Origin of the sequence: Neisseria sp. HMSC15G01, assembly GCF_001808255.1 — a bacterium.
GTDB classification, from domain to species: Bacteria; Pseudomonadota; Gammaproteobacteria; order Burkholderiales; family Neisseriaceae; genus Neisseria; species Neisseria subflava_A.
Window position 1 is genome coordinate 4,665 of record NZ_KV792670.1, and the last position, 21,163, is coordinate 25,827.

16 protein-coding genes and 3 pseudogenes are annotated in these 21,163 nt (G+C 47.2%); 11 read left to right on the plus strand and 8 right to left on the minus strand.

Going from position 1 to position 21,163, the window contains the following annotated elements; all coding sequences use genetic code 11:
• The first annotated feature begins 457 nt into the window (after nt 1-457).
• The 5 genes from cah (at nt 458) to HMPREF3139_RS03845 (ending at nt 7,478) form a co-directional block, all read left to right on the plus strand.
• The gene (gene cah, locus HMPREF3139_RS03825; RefSeq protein WP_070460650.1) at nt 458-1,216 is read left to right on the plus strand and encodes a carbonic anhydrase; all 759 of its coding nucleotides are present in this window, start codon (nt 458-460) and stop codon (nt 1,214-1,216) included.
• 316 nt (nt 1,217-1,532) lie between these two features.
• On the plus strand, nt 1,533-1,949 hold the full coding sequence (locus HMPREF3139_RS03830; RefSeq protein ID WP_225905474.1) for a hypothetical protein: 417 nt from the start codon (nt 1,533-1,535) through the stop codon (nt 1,947-1,949).
• Nucleotides 1,950-2,095: 146 nt separating this feature from the next.
• Nucleotides 2,096-4,648 (plus strand): DUF4132 domain-containing protein, encoded by a 2,553-nt coding sequence (locus HMPREF3139_RS03835; protein ID WP_070460654.1) that lies wholly within the window; start codon nt 2,096-2,098, stop codon nt 4,646-4,648.
• A 163-nt stretch (nt 4,649-4,811) separates the two neighbouring features.
• Entirely contained in the window at nt 4,812-6,755 is a 1,944-nt protein-coding gene (locus HMPREF3139_RS03840) for a PEP/pyruvate-binding domain-containing protein (RefSeq protein WP_070460656.1), read from the plus strand.
• Nucleotides 6,756-6,845: 90 nt separating this feature from the next.
• The gene (locus HMPREF3139_RS03845; protein WP_070460658.1) at nt 6,846-7,478 is read left to right on the plus strand and encodes a histidine phosphatase family protein; all 633 of its coding nucleotides are present in this window, start codon (nt 6,846-6,848) and stop codon (nt 7,476-7,478) included.
• A 254-nt stretch (nt 7,479-7,732) separates the two neighbouring features.
• On the opposite strand, the pseudogene HMPREF3139_RS03850 reads toward HMPREF3139_RS03845, so the two are convergent.
• The 7 genes and pseudogenes from HMPREF3139_RS03850 to HMPREF3139_RS03885 all read right to left on the minus strand — a co-directional run bounded on the left by HMPREF3139_RS03850 (nt 7,733) and on the right by HMPREF3139_RS03885 (nt 12,352).
• Nucleotides 7,733-8,943: pseudogene (locus HMPREF3139_RS03850) on the minus strand (NADH oxidase).
• A gap of 73 nt (nt 8,944-9,016) precedes the next feature.
• Complete coding sequence (locus HMPREF3139_RS03855) at nt 9,017-9,328, minus strand: ArsR/SmtB family transcription factor (RefSeq protein ID WP_070460660.1); 312 nt, start codon at nt 9,326-9,328, stop codon at nt 9,017-9,019.
• Nucleotides 9,329-9,594: 266 nt separating this feature from the next.
• On the minus strand, nt 9,595-9,930 hold the full coding sequence (locus tag HMPREF3139_RS03865) for a thioredoxin family protein (protein WP_049332398.1): 336 nt from the start codon (nt 9,928-9,930) through the stop codon (nt 9,595-9,597).
• Between the two features lie 92 nt (nt 9,931-10,022).
• The gene (locus HMPREF3139_RS03870; RefSeq protein WP_283127007.1) at nt 10,023-10,523 is read right to left on the minus strand and encodes an OsmC family protein; all 501 of its coding nucleotides are present in this window, start codon (nt 10,521-10,523) and stop codon (nt 10,023-10,025) included.
• 46 nt (nt 10,524-10,569) lie between these two features.
• Nucleotides 10,570-10,875, minus strand: a complete 306-nt coding sequence (locus HMPREF3139_RS03875; protein ID WP_070460666.1) for an aldo/keto reductase — start codon at nt 10,873-10,875, stop codon at nt 10,570-10,572.
• A complete protein-coding gene (locus HMPREF3139_RS03880; protein ID WP_070460668.1) occupies nt 10,875-11,453 on the minus strand; it encodes an NAD(P)H-dependent oxidoreductase in 579 nt (192 codons plus the stop codon). Before HMPREF3139_RS03880 ends, HMPREF3139_RS03875 begins: the two co-directional genes overlap by 1 nt.
• A gap of 50 nt (nt 11,454-11,503) precedes the next feature.
• Nucleotides 11,504-12,352: an aldo/keto reductase gene (locus HMPREF3139_RS03885; protein WP_070460670.1), complete on the minus strand. Its 849-nt coding sequence runs from the start codon at nt 12,350-12,352 to the stop codon at nt 11,504-11,506.
• Nucleotides 12,353-12,480: 128 nt separating this feature from the next.
• Here HMPREF3139_RS03885 and HMPREF3139_RS03890 point away from each other — a divergent pair, with 128 nt between their 5' ends.
• Nucleotides 12,481-13,371 carry a LysR family transcriptional regulator gene (locus tag HMPREF3139_RS03890; RefSeq protein ID WP_070460672.1) on the plus strand — a complete coding sequence of 297 codons (891 nt, stop codon included), beginning with the start codon at nt 12,481-12,483 and terminating at the stop codon, nt 13,369-13,371.
• 83 nt (nt 13,372-13,454) lie between these two features.
• Here HMPREF3139_RS03890 and HMPREF3139_RS03895 read toward each other — a convergent pair whose 3' ends face one another.
• Entirely contained in the window at nt 13,455-14,306 is an 852-nt protein-coding gene (locus tag HMPREF3139_RS03895; protein ID WP_070460674.1) for an MBL fold metallo-hydrolase, read from the minus strand.
• A 97-nt stretch (nt 14,307-14,403) separates the two neighbouring features.
• On the opposite strand from HMPREF3139_RS03895, the gene HMPREF3139_RS03900 reads away from it, so the two are divergent.
• The 5 genes and pseudogenes from HMPREF3139_RS03900 to HMPREF3139_RS11180 form a co-directional block, all read left to right on the plus strand.
• Nucleotides 14,404-15,390: a GlxA family transcriptional regulator gene (locus tag HMPREF3139_RS03900; protein ID WP_070460676.1), complete on the plus strand. Its 987-nt coding sequence runs from the start codon at nt 14,404-14,406 to the stop codon at nt 15,388-15,390.
• A 446-nt stretch (nt 15,391-15,836) separates the two neighbouring features.
• Nucleotides 15,837-18,452: a type I restriction-modification system subunit M gene (locus HMPREF3139_RS03905; protein WP_070460678.1), complete on the plus strand. Its 2,616-nt coding sequence runs from the start codon at nt 15,837-15,839 to the stop codon at nt 18,450-18,452.
• Nucleotides 18,453-18,461: 9 nt separating this feature from the next.
• Entirely contained in the window at nt 18,462-19,646 is a 1,185-nt protein-coding gene (locus HMPREF3139_RS03910; RefSeq protein WP_070460680.1) for a restriction endonuclease subunit S, read from the plus strand.
• Between the two features lie 67 nt (nt 19,647-19,713).
• A pseudogene (locus HMPREF3139_RS11175) lies at nt 19,714-20,817 on the plus strand (type I restriction endonuclease); the annotation flags it as partial.
• Between the two features lie 80 nt (nt 20,818-20,897).
• Nucleotides 20,898-21,053 (plus strand): annotated as a pseudogene (locus HMPREF3139_RS11180) (DEAD/DEAH box helicase family protein); the annotation flags it as partial.
• Nucleotides 21,054-21,163: the final 110 nt, after the last annotated feature.

Here is a 21,163-nt window from a genome sequence, read left to right on the forward strand (position 1 = left end):
ACGGCCTCTTAGCTCAAACCTTGAGAACCGCATACGTGCGTTTCTCACACATCCTTGTTGAGTTTAGGTTGCATATGGGCTACGGCTTGCTAGTGGGGGGAAAGCAAGGGCAGCAAAGAATGCGGGCTGCACAAATAACCCTTGTCAGGCAAGGCAAAAAGGTCGTCTGAAAAAACCTGAATTTAGTTTTTCAGACGACCTTTTTCATGAGTCGGCTTCCTTAAATTTTTAAGGTGTGAAAAACGGAAGTTTTCTATTTCAAATTATTATCAATTTTCTAAACGATAATATCGTTTGGAAAAAAATGAATTCGCTTTAACTTCATAGCCTTAAATTAATTACCCAAAGAAGGCTTGACCTGACGATTTAATGTGGCTATGGTTTAATAAAAAATAACAATATCCCACATGCACACCGCAATGCTTTTTTCCCTCCTCCTTATAGAAAGGATATTGCAATGCCCTGCTTGACCCGTACGTTGCCTCGTCTGACTGTCTTCCTGCTGTCCACCTTCGCGGCATTCTCCGCAGCTGCACACGGAAACCACACACATTGGGGTTACACCGGACACGACTCCCCCGAAAGCTGGGGTGAGCTTTCTGAAGAGTTCCGTTTATGCTCTACAGGCAAAAACCAATCCCCCGTCAACATTACCGAAACCGTCTCCGGCAGACTGCCCGCCATCAAAGTCGATTACAAGCCGAGCGCGGTTAACGTGGAAAACAACGGCCACACCATCCAAGTCAACTACCCCGAAGGCGGCAATACCCTCAGCGTGAACGGTCGCACCTACACCCTGAAACAATTCCATTTCCACGTACCCAGTGAAAACCAAATCAAAGGCCGCACCTTCCCAATGGAAGCCCACTTCGTCCACTTGGACGAAAACCGCCAGCCTTTGGTATTGGCAGTATTGTACGAACCCGGCAAAACCAACGACCGCCTGGCTCCGATATGGAACGTGATGCCGATGAAAGAAGGAAAGGTAAACCTCGACAAAGCCTTCGACGCCAGCACCCTGTTGCCGAAACGGCTGAAATACTACCGCTTTGCCGGTTCGCTGACCACACCGCCGTGCAGCGAAGGCGTATCGTGGCTGCTGTTGAAAACCTACGACCACATCGATCAGGCGCAGGCAGAAAAATTCACCCGCGCCATCGGCTCGCATAACAACCGCCCCGTCCAGCCGCTTAACGCGCGCGTTGTCATCGAATAAACAGTAAAGCCATAAATGAAAAGGTCGTCTGAAAACCTAAATTTGGTTTTTCAGACGACCTTTTTTCGCTCTTCATCACAATATTTCCTGAACAAAGTCATCTGCTTGAGTTTCAACTCAAGTCGAGACCTTTGCAAAATTCCCATGAAAAGATTTGGGGAATTTTGCAAAGGTCTCACAAAGTTCCTACAGAACTAAAATGTAAAGGGCAACCTGCACTCGCATCTATCAATGTAAAGGCTGCTTTGTTTTCAGCCTGTCTGAAACGATCAAAAAACAGTATGATTTGTCTGTTTTATGTTTGGAGGAGTCATCCATGATCGCAGCTACCATCACGATCCAAGACCAAAATCTCGCCGGCAAAGTATTGCATGAGCTGTTTTTAAAATTTAGAACCAAGCACATCAGCGCGGCGGATCTGATTGCCGAACGCGTGCGGCAGGAAGTTGCAGCCTACAACAACCGCGCCGCCGATGTCCTCTTACGCCACAGCCTCGTTATCCCCACCGATCTCGGCGACATCGTGATTCGGGAAACGCACGGCAAAAAAGGCACGCACCCGCAACCTGTGGACGTGGAAAAGCAAATCGCCGTCGCTTTGAAAGCTTTTGAGCAAAATTCGTTTTTCATCCTTGCCGACAATCGCCAACTGGAAACGCTGGACGATATGGTGTGCCTGCATGACGGGCTGGTCGTCAATTTCATCAAACTCACGCCGCTAGTAGGCGGATAAGCAGCCTGAAAACCGCCGCGCAACGCTACCTCACCTTTGTAGAAGATGCCCCATACAGCCTGAATAGTGCGGACAAGAAAACCCTTACCGACGTTATCCACCTTTGCAGCGAAATAACCAACACATTGATACGCAAGGACAGTCCTATGAGCCAAAACCAAACCGTGCAGATTTCCGACAGCCACCGTGCCAAGTTCAATCAGCTTCTCAACACACTGGAAAAAGAATGGCTCCAAAGCCGTTCACACGAATACGACACGATAAACCTGAAGCTCTGCCCTAGTTTTGCCGAAGTGGAGAAAGCCGCACCCGGATACCGCGTCGATTTGCTGATCCACTGCATTGATTTGATACGCGGCTGGGGACGAAATAAAATTTTTAAAAATATGGGCGAGGACAGGATACACAATTACGGCACCATCCGTGTAGCGGTAGCGATGGCTCTGGCGCGTAAAACGTTGCCGATGACGGAGCAGGATGTGCAGCATATTTTTGCCGCCATGCTGGACGATAACGGGCTGTCCGAGCAGGAGGCAGATTACTATCCGCTCAAATATCTGATAAACCAGATCAAAAAACAGTTTCCCAATCCGAGCAAAACGCTTTCAGACGGCCTGAAAAACGCCTGCGACCGTTACCGCGTCTTTGCGGAAAACCTATGGGACAAGAAAGCCGCTACCGCCAACCTTGCCGCCCTGGCAGAACTGGCAGGCAGTTCCGCCGAAGCCTGCTTCCCCGCCCAAGATGACGAGTTTGCCCGATACGCCAATCCGCAACTTGCTGCTCTGCCACCGGAACAGCAGGACATATGGAGCAAAATCATTGCGCTTGCCCTATCCGCCAATGCAGGCAAGCCAAGCGAAAAATACCTGAAAGAATCCAAAACGCTGATCGACGCGTTGGGTGCGGACAGGTTCAAAAAAATGCTGTACGGCTGGATAGAATTTGTCTGCAACAGCGAAGTGCAGACCGAAACCGTCATCCACGGAGAATACAGTTACAGCACCCATGTCCTACCTGTTTGCAGCGTCAACCAGACCGTGCTCAAAGGGCTGGTGTGGATGTGCAGCCATTTCCACGACAGCGCCACCCTGTCCACTCTTACCCAACTTGCGCTGCATTCATACGACAAAATCCCCAATCTCGGCGCGCGCTATGCTTCCGTGGGCAACGCCTGTTTCTATGCGCTGTTCCGCTCCAAAGGGCTGGACGGCATCGCCTGCCTTTCGCGCCTGCGCCTGCGGATTAAGTTCAGCAATGTGCAAAGCGCGATTGCCAAATATTTGGACGAAGCCGCTGCGCAGCGGGGTGTATCCCGCAACGAAATCGAAGACATGGCGGTGGACAGCTTCGGCTTGCAGGAAGGCTGCCGCGACTATGACTTCGGCGGCTACACCTGCCGTCTGGCGGTAACGGGCGTAGGCAAGTCCGAACTGCGCTGGTTCAAACCCGACGGCTCGCCGCAGAAAACCGTACCCGCCTTCGTGAAAACCGACCATGCCGACAAACTGAAAAAGCTCAAAGCCACACAAAAAAACCTCAACACCACGCTCACCGCCCAACGCGACCGCTTGGACCAAATGATGCGCTCCGAACACCGCGTACCGCTGGAACACGCCGAACAGTATTACTGGCAGCACGGACTGATGTCCTGCCTCACGCGTCCGCTAATATGGCAGTTTTTCCGCGACGAAAACGATACGCAGGGTCGCGCTGCACTGTGGTTAGACGGAACATGGGTGGACGAAACGGGCGCACAAACCGATGTTTCAGACTGCCTGCAAGTCAGCTTGTGGCATCCCGCGCTTGCCACGCAGCAAAGCATCGCCCAGTGGCGTCAACTGCTGCTGGACAAAGAAATCCGCCAGCCGTTGAAACAGGCATACCGTGAAATCTATCTGCTCACCGAAGCCGAAATCAACACCAAAACATACAGCAACCGCTTTGCCGCCCACATCCTGAAACAACACCAATATATGACGCTTGCCAAAGGACGCGGCTGGAGGGGCTCGCTGGCCGGTGCGTGGGACGGTAGCGACGACGCAACCGTATCGTTGGATTTGCCCGAATACAACCTACGCGCCGAATTTTGGACAAACGCGGTGGATAGCGAAGAAGCATGGACGGAAAGCGGTATCTGGCAGTATGTCAGTACCGACCAAGTGCGCTTTCACCGGTTGGACGACGATTACCATGCCACTGTGCTGGACTTAATTGATATTCCGCCGCGCGTGTTTTCCGAAGTGTTGCGCGACGTGGATTTGTTTGTGGGCGTGGCCAGCGTAGGTAATGACCCGACCTGGGAAGACAACGGTGGAGAGGCACGTTTTTACAGCTACTGGCAAAGCTATTCCTTCGGTGACTTGGGCGAAGTCGCCAAAACCCGCAAAGCCGTATTGGAAACCCTGCTGCCGCGCCTGAAAATTGCCAAGGTTGCCCACATAGACGGCAACTTCCTCGTCGTACAGGGCAAGCTGCGTACCTACAAAATCCACATCGGCAGCAGCAACATCCTGATGCTGCCGGATGATCAATACCTCTGCATCGTACCCGACAGCCGCAAAAAAGACGTATCCGACAAGCTGTTTATTCCGTTTGAAGGTGACAACACGCTCTCAGTCATCCTCTCCAAAGCCATGCTGCTGGCGGAAGACGACAAGATTCCCGACAGCACGATTACCTCGCAGATTCAGCGGTAAATTGGGATAGCCTGAAAACGCAAATGCCCCATCCTTGCGGTTTCAGGCTGTTTGGGAACACAAGACGCGTAGGCAGCATATGTCCTCCCGACGGAAAGATCACAATACATATTTTTACCATAAATATATTGCTTTTCATTTGATTTAGATAACCGACAACATCATGAAGCCTGCTTTTTGCCTCCCAATATTGCTTTTACTTTCAGCCTGCCGTCCTGAAGCTGAGACAGCCGACACGGCTGCACCAACGGCGCGTAAGCCTTCTTATTACGAGTCTGAAAAGCGTCAACCAACAGCCACTCCAATTAAAACACAAATTCCTGTGTTATCTGCAATCAAAAGTCAGGCTGATTTTGACTTACTTTCGCGTATCTATGAGCAAGGTAGTGAATATGAAATTCCTCATATCCTCTTTCTCATCGATCGTGAAGATGATAACCGTACCGACTACATCAATACTCCCAAGTTTCGGCTGCATGAGCATTATCTGGCTACTATCTTGAAACCCATGCTGTCAAAAACTGAATTGAATCAACAATACCGTAGTCCTAATCGGCGTTATCTGTTTGGTACGATCAGTTGGCAGAATAGTACTCAGGAATATGTTTATGAGTTTTGGGAAGGAGACAAAATCACGCCTGAATTGTTGAAATTGGCAGCAGGTTGTCTGAAAGACAGTTTCTACGCTCCGTTGCGTTATAAAACCAATTCTTTATGGCAGGAAACCGTTGCTGAGCAAAGTAAAGTTCCTTTTATTACCCAAGAAAGTTTGATTAAAAATTTCCCCTACCTGCCTCTAAACCAAGGTAAAGCGATAGGCACATTACGCGTTATTGCCAAAGAAGATGATCTTTATAATGTCGGTGCCGATGATATTATTATTTTGAAAGAGGTTCCCCTAGAGCTGCCACCTGTGGCGGGGATTATCAGTGAGAAACCATCTACTGCACTATCGCATGTGAATGTATTGGCACGCGGCTGGGGGATTCCAAATATTTACCTTAAAGACGCAGAAAAAATCCTAGCCCCATATATTCGCTGTCGTATCGAATTTGAAGCGACTGCTAAGCAATACCGAATTGTCCAAACCAACCGGAACACTACCAGTAAAAGCTTTTCAGACGGCCTTACCCTGCCCCAACCTGATGTTTCCGATTACAGCCTTCGGGCTTTGACAAACCTGCGCCGTGATGACAGCCATTACTGCGGCAGTAAGGCTGCCAACCTCGGCCATATCCGCGCCCATATTGCAGGCAGTAATGTACCTGATGGATTCTGCATTCCGTTTGCCTACTATCAAGCCATGATGGATAGACTGGGTATTAACGCAACAACACTGGCACACATCGAAACACAAAGTGATGGAGACAACCGCAAGCGCCGCACTGCTTTACTCACACTGCAGAAAAAAATTACCGATGCCGAAATCCCGTCAGAATGGAAGCACAGATGGGCTGAGCAATGGCGTAATCAATTAAACAGCAAAGGCGTGTTTATCCGCAGCTCCTCTAATTCCGAAGACCTGCCCAATTTCAGCGGCGCAGGACTGTACACCACAGTGCCAAATGTTACTGATGAAAACGCGTTGGCTGAAGCAGTGAAGCAATCTTGGGCTTCTGTCTTCAATTACAGCGCATACGAAGCCCGCCGTATTGCCGGATTGCCTCACGATAGCGTGAAAATGAGTGTCTTTGTGCAACAAAGCATCAATGCAGATTTCTCCGGCGTGTTGGTTACCATCAATCCTTATGATATTGCTCAGAAAAACAGCTCCTACATTGCCGCCAAACGCGGGTTGGGTATTCGTGTCGTTGAGGGCAAACGGGTAGCCGAACAGGTAGTCTATAACCGTCGCAATGATTCTGTACAACGTCTCAGCTCCTCTAATGAAACCACAGCGTTGCAACTGGATAAAAACGGTGGAGTACGAGAAGTTCCTGTAACCAGTGGTAACGTGATGAATCAAGAACAAATACGTCGCCTTGACCAAACCGGCCAACAAATCAAACAGCTATTTGCAAATGGTGAGCAGGACATCGAATGGGCGTTTGATAATGGTAAGCTTGTTATCCTCCAGGCACGACCGTATCTAAACGGCACACGTTAAAGTAAAAGGCCGTCTGAAATTATCGTTTCAGACGGCCTTTGCATCATGAATTAGTTATACCCTATACTTCCCGTTCTCCAAGGAACTATGATGTCAAAACAACTCACTTTTTATTTTATTCGCCATGGCCGTACCCAATGGAACGAACAAGGACTTTTACAGGGATCCGGCAATTCACCACTAACCGAACAAGGAATTGCAGGAGCTCAGAAAACCGGCGTAGCGCTACAACAAGTAGAATTTACCGCTGCTTACTCCAGCATTTTACAACGTGCTATTGATACGGCTGGCCATATTATCGGCCAGCGTCCCATTCCTCTTTTTCAACACTGTGGACTAAATGAACAATCTTTTGGAAGTTGGGAAGGTATGCAGATCGCTGACTTGCGGAAGCTAACCGAATTCAAACAACTGACCAATGACCCGGCAGCTTATAAAGCATTAAGCAATGGTGGCGAAACCTTTGAACAATTAGCAGTACGTGCAATGGACGCCCTTTACGATATCATTAAGGTACATCAATCGGGTGCTAATATTTTAGTGGTATCGCATGGCCATACCTTGCGACTTTTATTGTCCTTACTGGGCGGAGCGACTTGGGAAAACCATCGTGATGAGGGTAAATCCGTGTCATTGTTAAATACTTCGATCAGTATTGTGAAATACAATAGTGAAAGCGGTTTTCATATTGAGCAGCTTAACGATGTGGCTCATTTACAATAATTACCTATTTCACACATCGACACACTGTTAGCGCAAGCCCCAATACGCTCGTTTTAAATCTACTCATTATTTTTTATTTTAAATCTCAACTAAAACAAGGTCTTTTCTGTATTAATGTCTTTATCGTAAATTCTAAAAAACCGTTTGAACTTGAAGATTCAAATGGTTTTTTAGTATCAACTTATTTATATTCATACTTTTAAATACGGCTAAATTTTAAAATTTAATCCTCCTTCAAATCCCTGCTTACCCCATCAAGATCTGCCAGTACTTAACCCTGCTTTTCCATTTTCCCACAAAGTTTTCAGCAATACTTTCCACGCCGACAATTTAGGATCAGGCTGTTTTCCTTGTCCGATCAAGTCCATTTGCGTCATATACCAGTTCATTTCCAACATTGCCCCTGCTTTTTTATCAACCAATGCCACGCCAGTTTTGATGCGGTCAGTTTGTACGGTTTGGTAAGAGCCGTTTTGCATTTTGTTCGCCAAATCAGGGACTAAGGCAAACGGACGAGCAACACCGACCAAATCTAAATGGCCGCTGGATAAGGCATCTTCCATTGCGCTTTGTGAACGGAAGCCACCAGTGATAATCAATGGAACTTGGCTGACTGCACGGGCTTTTTCGGCGTAATCAATGAAGAAGGCTTCACGTTTACGGGTGCTGTCTTTGGCAGCGAGCATTTGCGGGCTTTCGTAGTTGCCACCGGAAACTTCAATAAAATCAATGCCCATTTCCGATAGTTTTTGCACCACCTGCACCGATTCGCTTTCGTCAAATCCGCCTTTTTGGAAATCTGCCGAATTGAGTTTTACACCTACCAAGAAATCTTTGCCCACGGCAGCGCGGATGGCGGTGTAGGTTTCCAAAAGGAAGCGCATACGGTTTTCCAAACTGCCGCCCCATTGGTCTTGGCGGCGGTTGTGGTGCGGCGAGAGGAATTGGCTGATGAGATAGCCGTGCGCGGCGTGAATTTGTACGCCTGAAAAGCCTGCCTGCTCGGCAATTTCGCGGTTTGCACGAATTGCTGAATCAGCCCGTTGATTTCATCGGCAGTCAATTCACGCGGCGGATTGATGAAGCCATCCATGCCCACCAACGGCACGGCGCTCGGCGCAAGTGGGGTTTTATTGATCACCGCAGGCGACTGTTTGCCCGCATGGTTGATTTGCATGATGAGCAGCGTGTCGTTTTGCGTGCCGGCATTCGCCCATTTTTTCAGCATCTCAAGGCTGCGGCCGTCTGAAATCACCACATCGTTTATCGAACCTTTGCCGCTTTCGGCGACCATCACATTGCCCGTAACCAACACACCTGCACCGCCTTTTGCCCAAGTGTCGTAGAGGCGGACAAGTTTTTCAGACGGCTGGTCGTTTTGGGCAAGTTGCTCTTCCATGGCGGATTTGAAGATACGGTTTTTGGCGGTTTTACCGTTTTGAAAAGTGAATGGCGTGAATAACATAATCGTTCCTTTAAGTTGATAAGTTTAAAAATGTGAACGTATTTGAGTAAAAATAAAGGGTCAACGGATAACCCTATTTTGAAAGCGGGCAATTTTGTGCCATCAAATCGGCAAGCTGTTTCAATCTCGCCACCACATCCGCCATGGCAATACTGTAAAACCGCTCTTTGCCGACCTGCTCCACCGCCACCGCCCCGGCTTGCAACATGATTTTCAAATGATGCGACACCGCAGGGCGCGACAGATGCAGATGCTCGGTCAGCTCATTCACATTCATCTTGCCATGTTCCCACAGCACGCGCAGGATTTGATGGCGGTTTTCATCGCTCAACACGGTAAAAATGGGAATGCACTCGCGCATTAAATTCATCGTTTGTTGTGGCATATTCGGATTCTTGAGTTTATATGTTTAAAAACTTGAACGCATTTTAGAAGGAATGAAGGGGAATGTCAAAGGGGATTTTCAGAAGATGGTTTTAGTGTACAAATCACAGCGTTTCTTCAATAATCATATCAGTCTGCAAGCCGTTTCAGACGACCTTTTCGTAATAAAGAGCGGTCAAATTTTTAAGTATTTTGCAAATCATCTTAAAAATTTGACCGCTTGCATCATTATCAAGACCGCAGCCGTCTGAAACATTGATAGACCGGTTACTGATGTCCGCTTTCTGCTACTTTTGTCCATTTTGCCAATGTCTGCTTCATCTGTGCCTGAGGGATGAAGCGGGCCATCCGTTCTACTTCCTTGCCTTGATAAAACAGCAGCCATGCAGGTACGGTCAGCACGTGGAAACGTCCGGCCATTTCGGGTATTTCAGCAATATCGGCTTTTACGGCATACACATTTCCTTCCTCCGCCAAAGCTGAGTCGAGCTGGGCGCCCACGACCGTACAAACACCGCAGATTGGGGCTTTGATGTACAGTGATACTAAAGGGTGTGTGGCGATGGCCTGTTCGATGTCTTTCAAAGTGTGCAGTTGTTGCATGCCATGTACTCCTTTGAGCGATTAAGCCCTTTTCTAGTTGTCCAGAAAAGGGGCTTTTAACGAAATGAAAACAAGAAAACGTTTTGAGTCGTCTAGATTTTTTCCACAACCACTTTTGCCCGCGCTTTCAGGCTGTTCAACACTGGGGAGGTAGCGGCGGAGCGGTCGGCGAAATTTTGCAGGGTAGGAAGGTCGGCGTCGGCTTTTACTTTTATGGTTAGCACCAGATTATCCAGTCCGCCGTAGCCATCTTCCATGCCGCACAGTTTGGCCATGTCGATACCGCCGCTTGCGGATATTTCAAACTGTTCCAGTTCCACGCCTGCTTGTGCTGCTTGCAACTCGAAACCTATGGCGCAGCAGCCTGCAGCAGCACCGATCAGGTATTCCATCGGACTTGGGGTGGCGTTTTCACCGCCCATGTTTTTCGGTTCGTCTGTGGTAAAGGCAGGGAAGCGGCGCACGGAGATTTCGTTCTTCGTGCCGGATACCCAGCGCGAATCGGCGAGTAATACTGCCTTGCCTTTTGCATGGTCGTTTTCAACCGCTGCCATGGTAGTTCGGAAACGTTCGATATCTAACCCGTTAATCATGTTTTGTCCTTTCATATGATGAATTGCAGATGGTTTTTCGCTACACTTACACGCCCATTTTCCACGCGGAGATGCGCTTCAAATTATCCACCGTGTCGTGATTGACGATGGCGGCGAACGTGCCGTCCAGTTTGGCAATTTCGGCTTTGTCTTCATTACTAAGCGCAAAGTCAAAGACATTCAAGTTTTCCGCCATGCGTTCGGATTTAGTGGATTTTGCCAACACGATGATGTCGCGCTCAATCAGCCAGCAGGTAATCACTTGCGCCACGGATTTGCCATATTTCGTACCAATTAGCGACTGACAAAATGGTGGGCAAAAGTCCACCACTTCAAGTTGATGTTTTATCATTAACCAAACACTTTTTTCAAATGTGCTTGGTAGTCTGCGAAGTATTGTTCTACTTGTGGATTTTTAACTACATCGTTACATGTAAATGTCGGTAGACGGGTCAAACCGATGAACTCGTTGAGTTTGTGGAAAGGCATGTACACAGCATCCACATCTTTGCCTTCAAAGAAGTCGCCTTCACGGGTGAACGCTTCAATCGGCGCATTCCAAGTAAGCGAAAGCATGTGTTTTTTGCCTTGCAACAAACCACCTGTACCGAAGCCTTCAGTTGGACTAACACGATGACGGCCATCACTGTGGTAAAGCTTGCCGTGTCCAGCGATAAATACTTCGTCTATGTATTTCTTCACTGTCCAAGGCTCGTGCATCCACCAAACAGGCATCTGCCAAATCACGGCATCCATCCACAAGAATTTTTCGATTTCTGCCTCAACATCATAGCCAGCATCAATCACAGTTTCTTTTACATTGTGTCCAAGTGCGGTCAAAACGTCTTTTGCTTTTTTGTGAAGCGTGTTGTTTAACTCACCATGCGAATGGCCGAAAGCTTTACCACCGTTTAATAATAAAATATTCATTTTTACTCCTAGAATAAATAATTTATAAAAAAGGGATGTGATGTTTGCGGTTATTGTCCCGTTTTCCATGAAGCGATACGTTTCAAATTATCCACCGTGTCGTGATTGACGATGGCGTCGAACGTGCCGTCCAGTTTGGCAATTTCTGCTTTGTCTTCATCACTGAGGGCAAAGTCAAAGATGTTCAAGTTTTCCGCCATGCGTTCGGGTTTGGTGGATTTTGCCAATACAATGATGCCACGTTCCACCAGCCATCGGGTAATCACCTGCGCCACGGATTTGCCGTATTTCGCACCGATTTTGCTTAACACGGGATTGTGGAAAATATCGTTTTTGCCTTCAGCAAACGGCGCCCATGCTTCCACGGCGATACCTTCAGCCTGCAAAGCGGAAACGGCTTCGTTTTTTTGTTGGAACGGATTAATTTCAATCTGATTGGCTTGCGGCATCACTTTATTGAATAGTCCCAAATCCACCGCACGCACCGGCGAAAAATTGCTCACGCCGATGGCGCGGATTTTGCCGGCTGCCTGATATTCTTCCAGCGCGCGCCATGTACCGTAGCTGTCGCCGTAAGGCTGATGAATCAGCACCATATCGATGTAATCCAAATTCAGACGGCCTAATGAACGATCCAGCGAGGCCTTGGCGGCTTCGTAGCCGAAATTTTCTACCCAAATTTTGGTGGTAACAAACAATTCTTCGCGTGCCACGCCGCTGTTTTTAATCCCCAAACCGACTTCGGTTTCATTCATATAAACCTGCGCGGTGTCGATGTGACGATAGCCTGCCTTGATGGCGGCAATCACGGCCTGTTCAGTTTCTGCGGGCGGAATTTGGAATACGCCGAAACCAAGTGCAGGAATTTGTACGCCGTTGTTTAATGTGATGTTTTGCATGATATTGTCTCCTGTTTGTTCTCATAAACGTGTAGCCATTTTAGCCCGTGTTTTTATTGAGATAAATTAGGTTTGGTTTTATGATGTCGTGAATTAAATTCACTAATCACCTAAAACGGGGTAGGAAAATGCAGAACTTTAACGAGCTGAATTATTTTTTGACGTTGGCGCAAACACAGAGTTTTGTAAAAGCGGGACAGCTTTTGGGGATTTCTTCTTCGGCGCTGAGCCATAGCATGAAAAATTTAGAAACGCGGCTAAATTTGCGCCTGCTCAACCGCACTACGCGCAATGTGTCGCTGACCGAAGCTGGGCAGCAGCTTTTCGACCAACTTTCTCCGCTTTATCAAGCGATTAACCACGAAGTCGATGCCTTAAATGACTTTTTGAATACACCATCGGGGCTGATTCGTATCAATTCTCCGACGCTGGTGGCGGAAGCGGTGTTATACCCGAAATTAAAGCCGATTTTGAACCAATACCCGAAAATCCGCTTGGAAATCGTGGTGGACGATCGTTGGGCAGATATTGTGAAAGAAGGATTTGATATGGGCGTTCGGTTAGGTAACAAGGTAGCGAAAGAGATGATTGCGGTGCCAATTTCCGCACCGCTCAAAATGGTATTGGTTGCCTCGCCCGATTATTTGGCGCAACATGGTTCACCGAAAAATATTGATGATCTGCAACAACACCGCCTTATCGGCATAAAACTCTCCGCTGAACACGGCACGGAGATGCAGTGGGAATTCAAATACAAAAAAGAGCTGATTACGTTCACGCCAAAATCGCACTTTTCCATCAACAATCATCTGCGCCGGCAAGCCGTTTCAGACGGCCTTGGCATTGCGTGGATAGCACATATGAGCGTAGCGGATGCACTCAATTCGGGGCACCTGGTCGAGCTGTTGCCTGAATACGCAATCACTTACGAACCGTTTTACCTCTATTACCCCAGCCGCCGCGGGCATTCCAATGTATTTAAGTTGATTGTGGATGCGTTAAAAGTAAAAGCCGTCTGAAATTTCAGACGGCTTTTTTCATAACAAAGAGAGGCCAAATTTTCCAGTATTTTTGCAAATTCTCTTTAAAAGATGATCGCTTATCAATCTAGCCTCACAGTCTCTCCGTCTTCCGGAACGTTCACACGGCTTTCAATGCCTTGACCGCGTATAAATTTACGCATATCGGCGCGGCTGACGGCGGTATGATTCACGGTATCCATGTGTACGGTGATGATTTTGGCTTTAGGCATGACTTGGCTGGCTTTTAATACATCAGCCGTCCCCATAATAATGCCGTCTGAAATGCCTGAAATCAGCGCGTAGCCCGTGTTCATAATCAGATAATCGGGTTTGTAGCGGTTCAATGCTTTGTTTACATCTGCCGTCCACACAGTATCACCCATAATATAAGCGGTTTTATGTCCGCTGCTTTGGAATACTACACCCATTGCATCGCCTAAGATTTCGGCTAACTGAGGGTTGGCATACATGGCTTCCGTACCGTGTACGCCGCCGGTTTTGCTGATAGTTACACCGTTGAAGACAGAGCTGCCGTTCAACACGCGTACATCAGTAAAGCCTTGGCTGCGGATTTTTGCCGCGTCGGCTTGGTGCTGCACATATACGGGCAGGTTTTTCGGAATGGAACGTGCGGCGGTTTCGTCCCAATGGTCTTCGTGGGTATGGGTAACGATGACTGCATCCACACCGTCTAAAATTTTATTCACGCTCATCGGCAGCCCGACCAGCGGCATTTTGGCTTGGCTGTTGAACGTACCGGCAAAGCCGTTCATGGAATGCTTGGGGGCGAAAAACGGGTCAACCAAAAACGTCTGTCCTGCGTATTCGACTTTGGCAGTAGCGTTACGGATATGTTGGTATGAATCGTCTGCCCAAGCGGAAAAGGCTGTCGCGCCCAAAACAGTAGCAAGAATAAATTGCTTGAATTTCATGATGTTGCTCCTTAAAAAATCATGGAGCGTATTTTAAGCAGCAGGTGCATCGGCTAAAATAGGCAATATTGCCAATAAACGTAAGGATAGTGCCAAAATGTCGTCTGAAAACGAGCGTAACGAGTTTCGCCAAAATCAAGCTGTCCCCAAAATCGTGCTATATGCTCAATCGGGCATGAATGATTTTGTCTTCAACATTCCCTTTTCTGTTTTTCAGACGACCTATCGGGACAATCCGCTCTTTGACCTGAAAATCTGTTCCGATGACAGCAAAGACGTCATCACGGCACTGGGCGCAAGCATTCCCATACATGGCGGCCTAGATTTGACGGAAGAAGCCGACATCATCGTCATCGCAGGCTGGCGCAACATTGAAGAAACCCCGACGCCGGAACTGGCTGAGAATTTACAGCGGGCAGCGAAACGTGGTGCACATATTGTCGCCCTATGCTACGGCTCTTACGCCCTTGCCTACACAGGACTTTTAGACGGCAGAACCGCCGCCACCCACTGGCTGGCAGAAGACGACTTTGTCCGCCGTTTCCCTAAAATTCATCTAGATACCAACCGCCTATATGCGGAAGACGGCAACTTTTTAACATCGGCAGGTGCGGCGGGTGGGCTGGATTGCTGTCTGTACCTCATCCGCAAAATCCACGGTGCAACCGTTGCCAACGACCTTGCTCGTACCTTGGTTGCGGCACCACACCGCGAAGGCGGGCAGGCACAGTTTATCCACCGACCTGTCGAACGTCGTACCGCCGATGACAAAATCAATCACTTATTGGACGAACTGCGCCAAAACCTTGCGACCCCATACCGCTTGGACGATTTGGCAAAAAAATTAGCCGTTTCCCGCCGAACCTTTATCCGCCATTTTTCTCAAGCCACAGGTATGAATTTCGGTGAATGGCTCACCACAGAGCGGCTATGGCAGGTACAGGATTTATTGGAAAATACGGATTTGCCGATAGAACGCATCGCCGAACAAAGCGGCTTCGGCAGCGCGGCAAACCTGCGCTTGCAGTTTAAAGCCAAGTTTAAGATCAATCCGAATGCCTGGCGGAAAGTATTTGGCAGATAGCTTGCGTTAGTCAATCCAAAATACCTGAGTGCAGGCTGCTTTGGAGGTCGTCTGAAAACCCAAAAAGCAGCCTGTACTTTTCAGACGGCCTTTTTTCTTTTTCAAAGAGTAGAGAAATTTCAAAGAGTTTTTATAAATCATCTTCAAAATCCAAACGCTTGTTCTATCCTAATCATTTATATTCAAAGATGACAATCTCAATCTCATCCTCGCCAATAGAGATAGCGGCTCTTATATGGATACAAGATGCCGTCTGAAAGTTAAGTTTCAGACGGCCTTTGTGTAATGTGAGCTTTCCTACCATTTTTCATTACATCGATGAATCATACTCCCTCTACGATGTAAATTATGTAAACACCGTGTTGATGGTTTATCATAGCAAAGCCTGCACCAAGCAATCATAAATACCGCAATATGTATAAAATCAAAAACCAATAAGAGAAAAAATGAATAAACAACAACTTGCAGCCAAAATTTGGCAATCTGCGAATAAAATGCGTTCCAAAATTGAAGCGAACGAATACAAAGACTACATCTTAGGCTTTATTTTCTACAAATTTTTGTCCGACAAACTGGAGAAATTTGCCCTTGAACAAGGCTTAGAAAAATCAAATTTTGCCGATGAACTTACCGAATCTAACGTGGATCTTGTCAACCATATCAAAAGAAACCTCGGCTATTTCATCAGCTACGAACATCTATTCTCAACTTGGTTAGCCCAAGGCTCGGATTTCAATATTGCCAACGTCCGCACTGCAATGAGCGCTTTCAGCCGCAATATTGCAGAAAACTACATCTCAGTTTTTGACGGCATTTTTAAAACCTTAGAATCCGGTTTGAGCAAATTGGGCGATACCGCCGCCAGCCAAACCAATGCGGTGAAAGACCTTTTCGTGCTGATTGCCGATATTCCGATGGACGGTAAACAAGGCTATGACGTATTGGGCTTTATTTATGAATACCTGATTAGCATGTTTGCTGCCAACGCAGGCAAAAAAGCGGGCGAATTCTATACGCCGCACGAAGTATCTTTGCTGATGTCTGAAATCATTGCCGACCATCTCAAAGACCGTGAAGAAATCAGCATTTACGACCCGACCAGCGGCTCAGGTTCATTGCTGATCAACATCGGCCATAGCGTTGCCAAACATCTCAAAAGCGCCGACAGCATCAAATATTACGCACAAGAATTAAAAGAAAACACTTACAACCTCACGCGCATGAATCTGGTCATGCGCGGCATTTTGCCGAGCAATATTTTCACCCGCAACGCCGACACATTAGAAGCCGACTGGCCGCTGGAAGGCGATCCGCTGTATCTGGATGCCGTAGTGTCCAATCCGCCCTATTCCCAGCCGTGGAATCCCAAAGACAAAGAAGGCGACATCCGCTACAAACGCTTTGGCATCGCCCCGCAGGCAAAAGCCGATTTTGCCTTTCTATTACACGACCTCTTCCACTTAAAACCCGACGGCATCATGACCATCGTCTTGCCGCATGGCGTGCTTTTTAGGGGTGGCGAAGAAGAGAAAATCCGCAAAAATCTGATTGAATACAATCATATCGATGCCATTATCGGGCTGCCTGCCAATATCTTTTTTGGTACGGGCATTCCCACCATCATCGTCGTTTTACGCCAAGAGCGCGAACGTAATGACGTACTGATGATTGACGCCTCCAAACATTTCATCAAAGTGGGCAAAAACAACCATTTACAGGCAAGCGACATCAAGCGCATTGTCGATTGCGTGACCCATCGTCGGGAATTGCCTAAATTCTCCCGCATTGTGCCGAAAGCCGAAATTGTGGCAAACGGCTACAACCTCAATATTCCGCGCTATGTCGATTCCGCCGAACCGACGGAGCAATGGGATATTTTCGCCACCATACACGGCGGTATTCCCAAAGCCGAGCTGGCACAATTTGCAGACTATTGGGCAGCCTTTGACGGTTTACAGACGGCCTTATTTACCGATAACGGCACACCTTATGTGCAGCCGAAAACCGACAATCTTAAAGCCGCCATGCAAAGCCACGCCAGCGTGCTGAATTATCAAGCGCAATTTGCCCAAAACTTTGCCGATTTCCCCGCTCGCTTGGAAACCCTGCTGATTGAGCCGATGGAAACGCTCAATATCTCCCAAACCCAGCAGCAGCTTGCAGAACTCATCCGCCAAAAAGTGCAGGCCATGCCCTTATTGGATTTCTATACCGCCTATCAAAAACTCGATGACTTATGGCGCGCCGATGTGGCAGGCATTGCCGCCGATTTGGAGATGATTCAAACTGAAGGCAAACAGGCAATTAAGCAGGTTGATCCATTTATGGTGTTGAAAAAAGACAGCAAAACCAAAAAAGAAGCCGAAGTACAAGACGGCTGGGTGGGGCATATTCTGCCGTTTGAATTGGTGCAGGCCGTCAAATTGCCGCAGGAATTGGCAAACCTAAAAGCCAAAGAAACCCGCTTGGCGGAAATTGCCGCCGAAATGCAAAGCATTTTGGAAAACCTCAGCGAAGAAGAAAAAGCCTGCCCTGCCGTCAATGAAGAAGGCGACGGCTTTATCAATGCCGAAATTCCCAAAGCCTTGCAACAAGAATTGGAATCCGACGGCGTAGCAATCGCCAAAAAATCCGACTTAGCCAAAGCCATCGACAAACACATATTTGCCGAAGAAAGCCTGGGCGCAAAATTGCAGGCTGCCTATAAACTGCTTGCCGAAGAAAAAACGCTCAAGGCGGAACTCAAAACCCAATCCGCCGAGCTTCACAGCAAAACCAAAGCCGCCATTGAATCCCTGGATGATGCCGAAGCCCTCGATTTGCTCCGTCAAAAATGGTTTGTTCCGCTTAATGAGGCGATGTGCAAGCTGCCTGAAAACATGCTGGCGCAATTCAGCCAAAGACTGACCGCACTTTGCGACAAATATGCCGACACCTATCAGCACATCAGCCAACGCAAACAGGAAAGCGCCGCCGCACTGGCACAAATGATGGACGAACTCACCGGCAGCGAATTTAATTTGCAGGGCATTGCCGCATGGCAGGCGATTTTGAAAGGCTAAGGGGACAAAATGAATAAACAACAAGAGCCACGTTTGCGGTTTAAGGGGTTTACGGGGGCGTGGGAAGAAAAAGTGTTGGGCGAGAATGCTAGTTTTACAAAAGGCAGTGGTTACTCTAAATCAGATTTAACAGATAGTGGATTTCCAATAATTTTGTATGGTCGTCTTTATACAAAATATGAAAATATTATTGAAAATGTAGATACTTTTGTTTCTTGTGATAAAAATGCCCTAAAAAGTTTAGGAAATGAAGTTATTGTGCCAGCTTCAGGAGAAACGGCTGAAGATATTGCTCGTGCGTCTGCGGTTTATCAGCAAGATGTAATTTTAGGTGGAGATTTGAATATCATTACACCTAATGAGAATATTGCTTCACCATTTTTAGCTTTAACTTTAACGAATGGGAAAAGTAATCAAGAATTAGCTAAAAAAGCACAAGGAAAATCGGTTGTACACTTACGTAATGATGATTTAAGAGCTTGCAAAATTTCCTTTCCTTCTTTCCTCGAACAAACCCACCTCGGTTTGTTTTTCCGTCGCTTAGACAACCAAATTGCCGAGAGCCGTGCGGTATTGAAAAAAAGCCGTCAGCTTAAAAAGGCAATGCTGGCAAAAATGTTCCCCGCAAACGGTGAAAAAATACCAAAAATCCGCTTTAAAGGGTTTGAGGGGGGGTGGAAGCGAGAAATACTTAAAGATGTGGTTAATGTATTTGATAATTTACGTATCCCAGTATCTGAAAACAAAAGAACTTCAGGCAATACGCCTTATTTTGGAGCAAATGGGATACAAGATTATGTTGATGGTTTCACTCATAATGGAGAGTTTGTATTAATTGCAGAAGATGGTGCAAATGATTTAAAGAACTATCCTGTTCAGTATGTTAATGGGAAGTGTTGGGTAAATAACCATGCTCATATTTTGCAAGGTAAATCTGAAATTTTAAATAATATTTTTTTATTTTCGCGCTTTCAATCAATGGATATTTCCCAATTTTTAGTTGGTGGTGGTCGAGCTAAATTAAATGGAAGCACAATGTTGGAAATTGAAATTGAATTTCCAAAAGATAAAAAAGAACAAACCGCCATCGGTTTGTTCTTCCGCCAACTGGACGAAACCATTGCCTTACAGACGGCAGAAGTCGAAAAATTAAACCAACTTAAAAAAGGGCTGTTGGCGGCGATGTTGGTATAGGGCTGTGTTCCTACCCATGATTAAGGCCGTCTGAAAAATTGTAGTAGCGCCCTTACGGAGAAAAAGAATGTTTAATAAAGAAGCTGATTTTGAAAACGCACTGATTGCCTTGCTGTCCACTAAAAGCTGGGAAAAGGAAGTGTTGCGCTATCCCACCGAAGAAAAGTTAATTGCCAACTGGCAGGGGCATTTGAATAAAACCAACCAACATATCGACAAGCTTGATGTGCCGTTGATTCGCACGGAAATGAACCAGATTTTGGAGCAGGTGCAGGCATTGAAAACGCCTTATGCGCTAAACGGCTTTATCAACGGCAAAACAGTGGCCATCAAGCGTGAAAATGAGAAAAGCCGTCATTTCGGCAAGGAAGTGTCGCTGGATATTTTTGACCGTGAGGAAATTTCTGCCGGCAAAAGCCGCTATCAAATTGCCCAGCAGCCCCATTTCACCCCTCGTTCGGATTTATACCCCAAACAGCGTGGCGATTTGATGTTGTTAATTAATGGGATGCCGATGTTTCATATTGAGCTGAAACGCTCTGGCGTGCCCATCAGCCAAGCGACCAATCAAATTGAGCGATACCATAAGGCAGGCGCGTTTTCGGGCATTTTTAGCCTGGTGCAGGTGTTTGTGGCGATGACGCCGGAAGAATGCCGCTATTTTGCCAATACCGGCGGTCAATTAAATCCTGCGTTTTATTTCCGTTGGGCGGATTTCAATAATGTGTATATGAACGATTGGGATAAGGTGGCAACGCATTTCCTCTCGATTCCGATGGCGCACCAGTTTATCGGCGATTACACCATTGCCGATGCGAAAGACGAGCAGCTGAAAGTGTTGCGCAGCTATCAGTATTATGCGGTCAACAAGATTGCTGACACGGTGGCAAAGACAGATTGGGCTTCGGGCAATCAGCGCGGCGGCTATATTTGGCATACCACCGGTTCGGGAAAAACGATGTCGAGTTTTAAATCGGCGCAGTTAATCAGCCGCCGTAAAGATGCGGATAAGGTGATTTTCTTGCTCGACCGTATTGAGCTGGGCAAGCAATCGCTGGAGGAATATCAGAATTTTGCCGATAGTAAAGATGATGTGCAGGCAACGGAAAACACCGCCATTTTGCTCGCTAAGCTGAAAAGCAAACAAGACCGCGACCGCTTAATCGTTACCTCCATTCAAAAAATGAGTAATATCAAGGCGGAAGAAGGGGTAAATGAGGCTGAATCGAGCAAATCAGTGGTAAACGTTTGGTGTTTATCGTTGATGAAGCCCACCGCACTACTTTTGGCGATATGTTGCTCACCATTAAGCACACCTTCCCCAATGCGATTTTCTTCGGCTTTACCGGCACGCCGATTGAAGAAGAAAACGCTAAGAAAAATTCAACCACTGCCACGGTTTTCGGTAATGAATTGCACCGATATTCGATTGCAGACGGCATTCGTGATGAAAATGTGCTGGGCTTTCACCCCTTCCATATCCGCACCTTTAAAGACAGCGATTTACGCAGATCTGT

Bases quoted from the DNA above. Each gene is read 5' to 3' on its own strand.
- cah (WP_070460650.1), top strand. From the start codon at position 458: ATGCCCTGCTTGACCCGTACGTTGCCTCGTCTGACTGTCTTCCTGCTG.
- HMPREF3139_RS03830 (WP_225905474.1), top strand. From the start codon at position 1,533: ATGATCGCAGCTACCATCACGATCCAAGACCAAAATCTCGCCGGCAAA.
- HMPREF3139_RS03835 (WP_070460654.1), top strand. From the start codon at position 2,096: ATGAGCCAAAACCAAACCGTGCAGATTTCCGACAGCCACCGTGCCAAG.
- HMPREF3139_RS03840 (WP_070460656.1), top strand. From the start codon at position 4,812: ATGAAGCCTGCTTTTTGCCTCCCAATATTGCTTTTACTTTCAGCCTGC.
- HMPREF3139_RS03845 (WP_070460658.1), top strand. From the start codon at position 6,846: ATGTCAAAACAACTCACTTTTTATTTTATTCGCCATGGCCGTACCCAA.
- HMPREF3139_RS03855 (WP_070460660.1), bottom strand. From the start codon at position 9,328: ATGCCACAACAAACGATGAATTTAATGCGCGAGTGCATTCCCATTTTT.
- HMPREF3139_RS03865 (WP_049332398.1), bottom strand. From the start codon at position 9,930: ATGCAACAACTGCACACTTTGAAAGACATCGAACAGGCCATCGCCACA.
- HMPREF3139_RS03870 (WP_283127007.1), bottom strand. From the start codon at position 10,523: ATGATTAACGGGTTAGATATCGAACGTTTCCGAACTACCATGGCAGCG.
- HMPREF3139_RS03875 (WP_070460666.1), bottom strand. From the start codon at position 10,875: ATGATAAAACATCAACTTGAAGTGGTGGACTTTTGCCCACCATTTTGT.
- HMPREF3139_RS03880 (WP_070460668.1), bottom strand. From the start codon at position 11,453: ATGAATATTTTATTATTAAACGGTGGTAAAGCTTTCGGCCATTCGCAT.
- HMPREF3139_RS03885 (WP_070460670.1), bottom strand. From the start codon at position 12,352: ATGCAAAACATCACATTAAACAACGGCGTACAAATTCCTGCACTTGGT.
- HMPREF3139_RS03890 (WP_070460672.1), top strand. From the start codon at position 12,481: ATGCAGAACTTTAACGAGCTGAATTATTTTTTGACGTTGGCGCAAACA.
- HMPREF3139_RS03895 (WP_070460674.1), bottom strand. From the start codon at position 14,306: ATGAAATTCAAGCAATTTATTCTTGCTACTGTTTTGGGCGCGACAGCC.
- HMPREF3139_RS03900 (WP_070460676.1), top strand. From the start codon at position 14,404: ATGTCGTCTGAAAACGAGCGTAACGAGTTTCGCCAAAATCAAGCTGTC.
- HMPREF3139_RS03905 (WP_070460678.1), top strand. From the start codon at position 15,837: ATGAATAAACAACAACTTGCAGCCAAAATTTGGCAATCTGCGAATAAA.
- HMPREF3139_RS03910 (WP_070460680.1), top strand. From the start codon at position 18,462: ATGAATAAACAACAAGAGCCACGTTTGCGGTTTAAGGGGTTTACGGGG.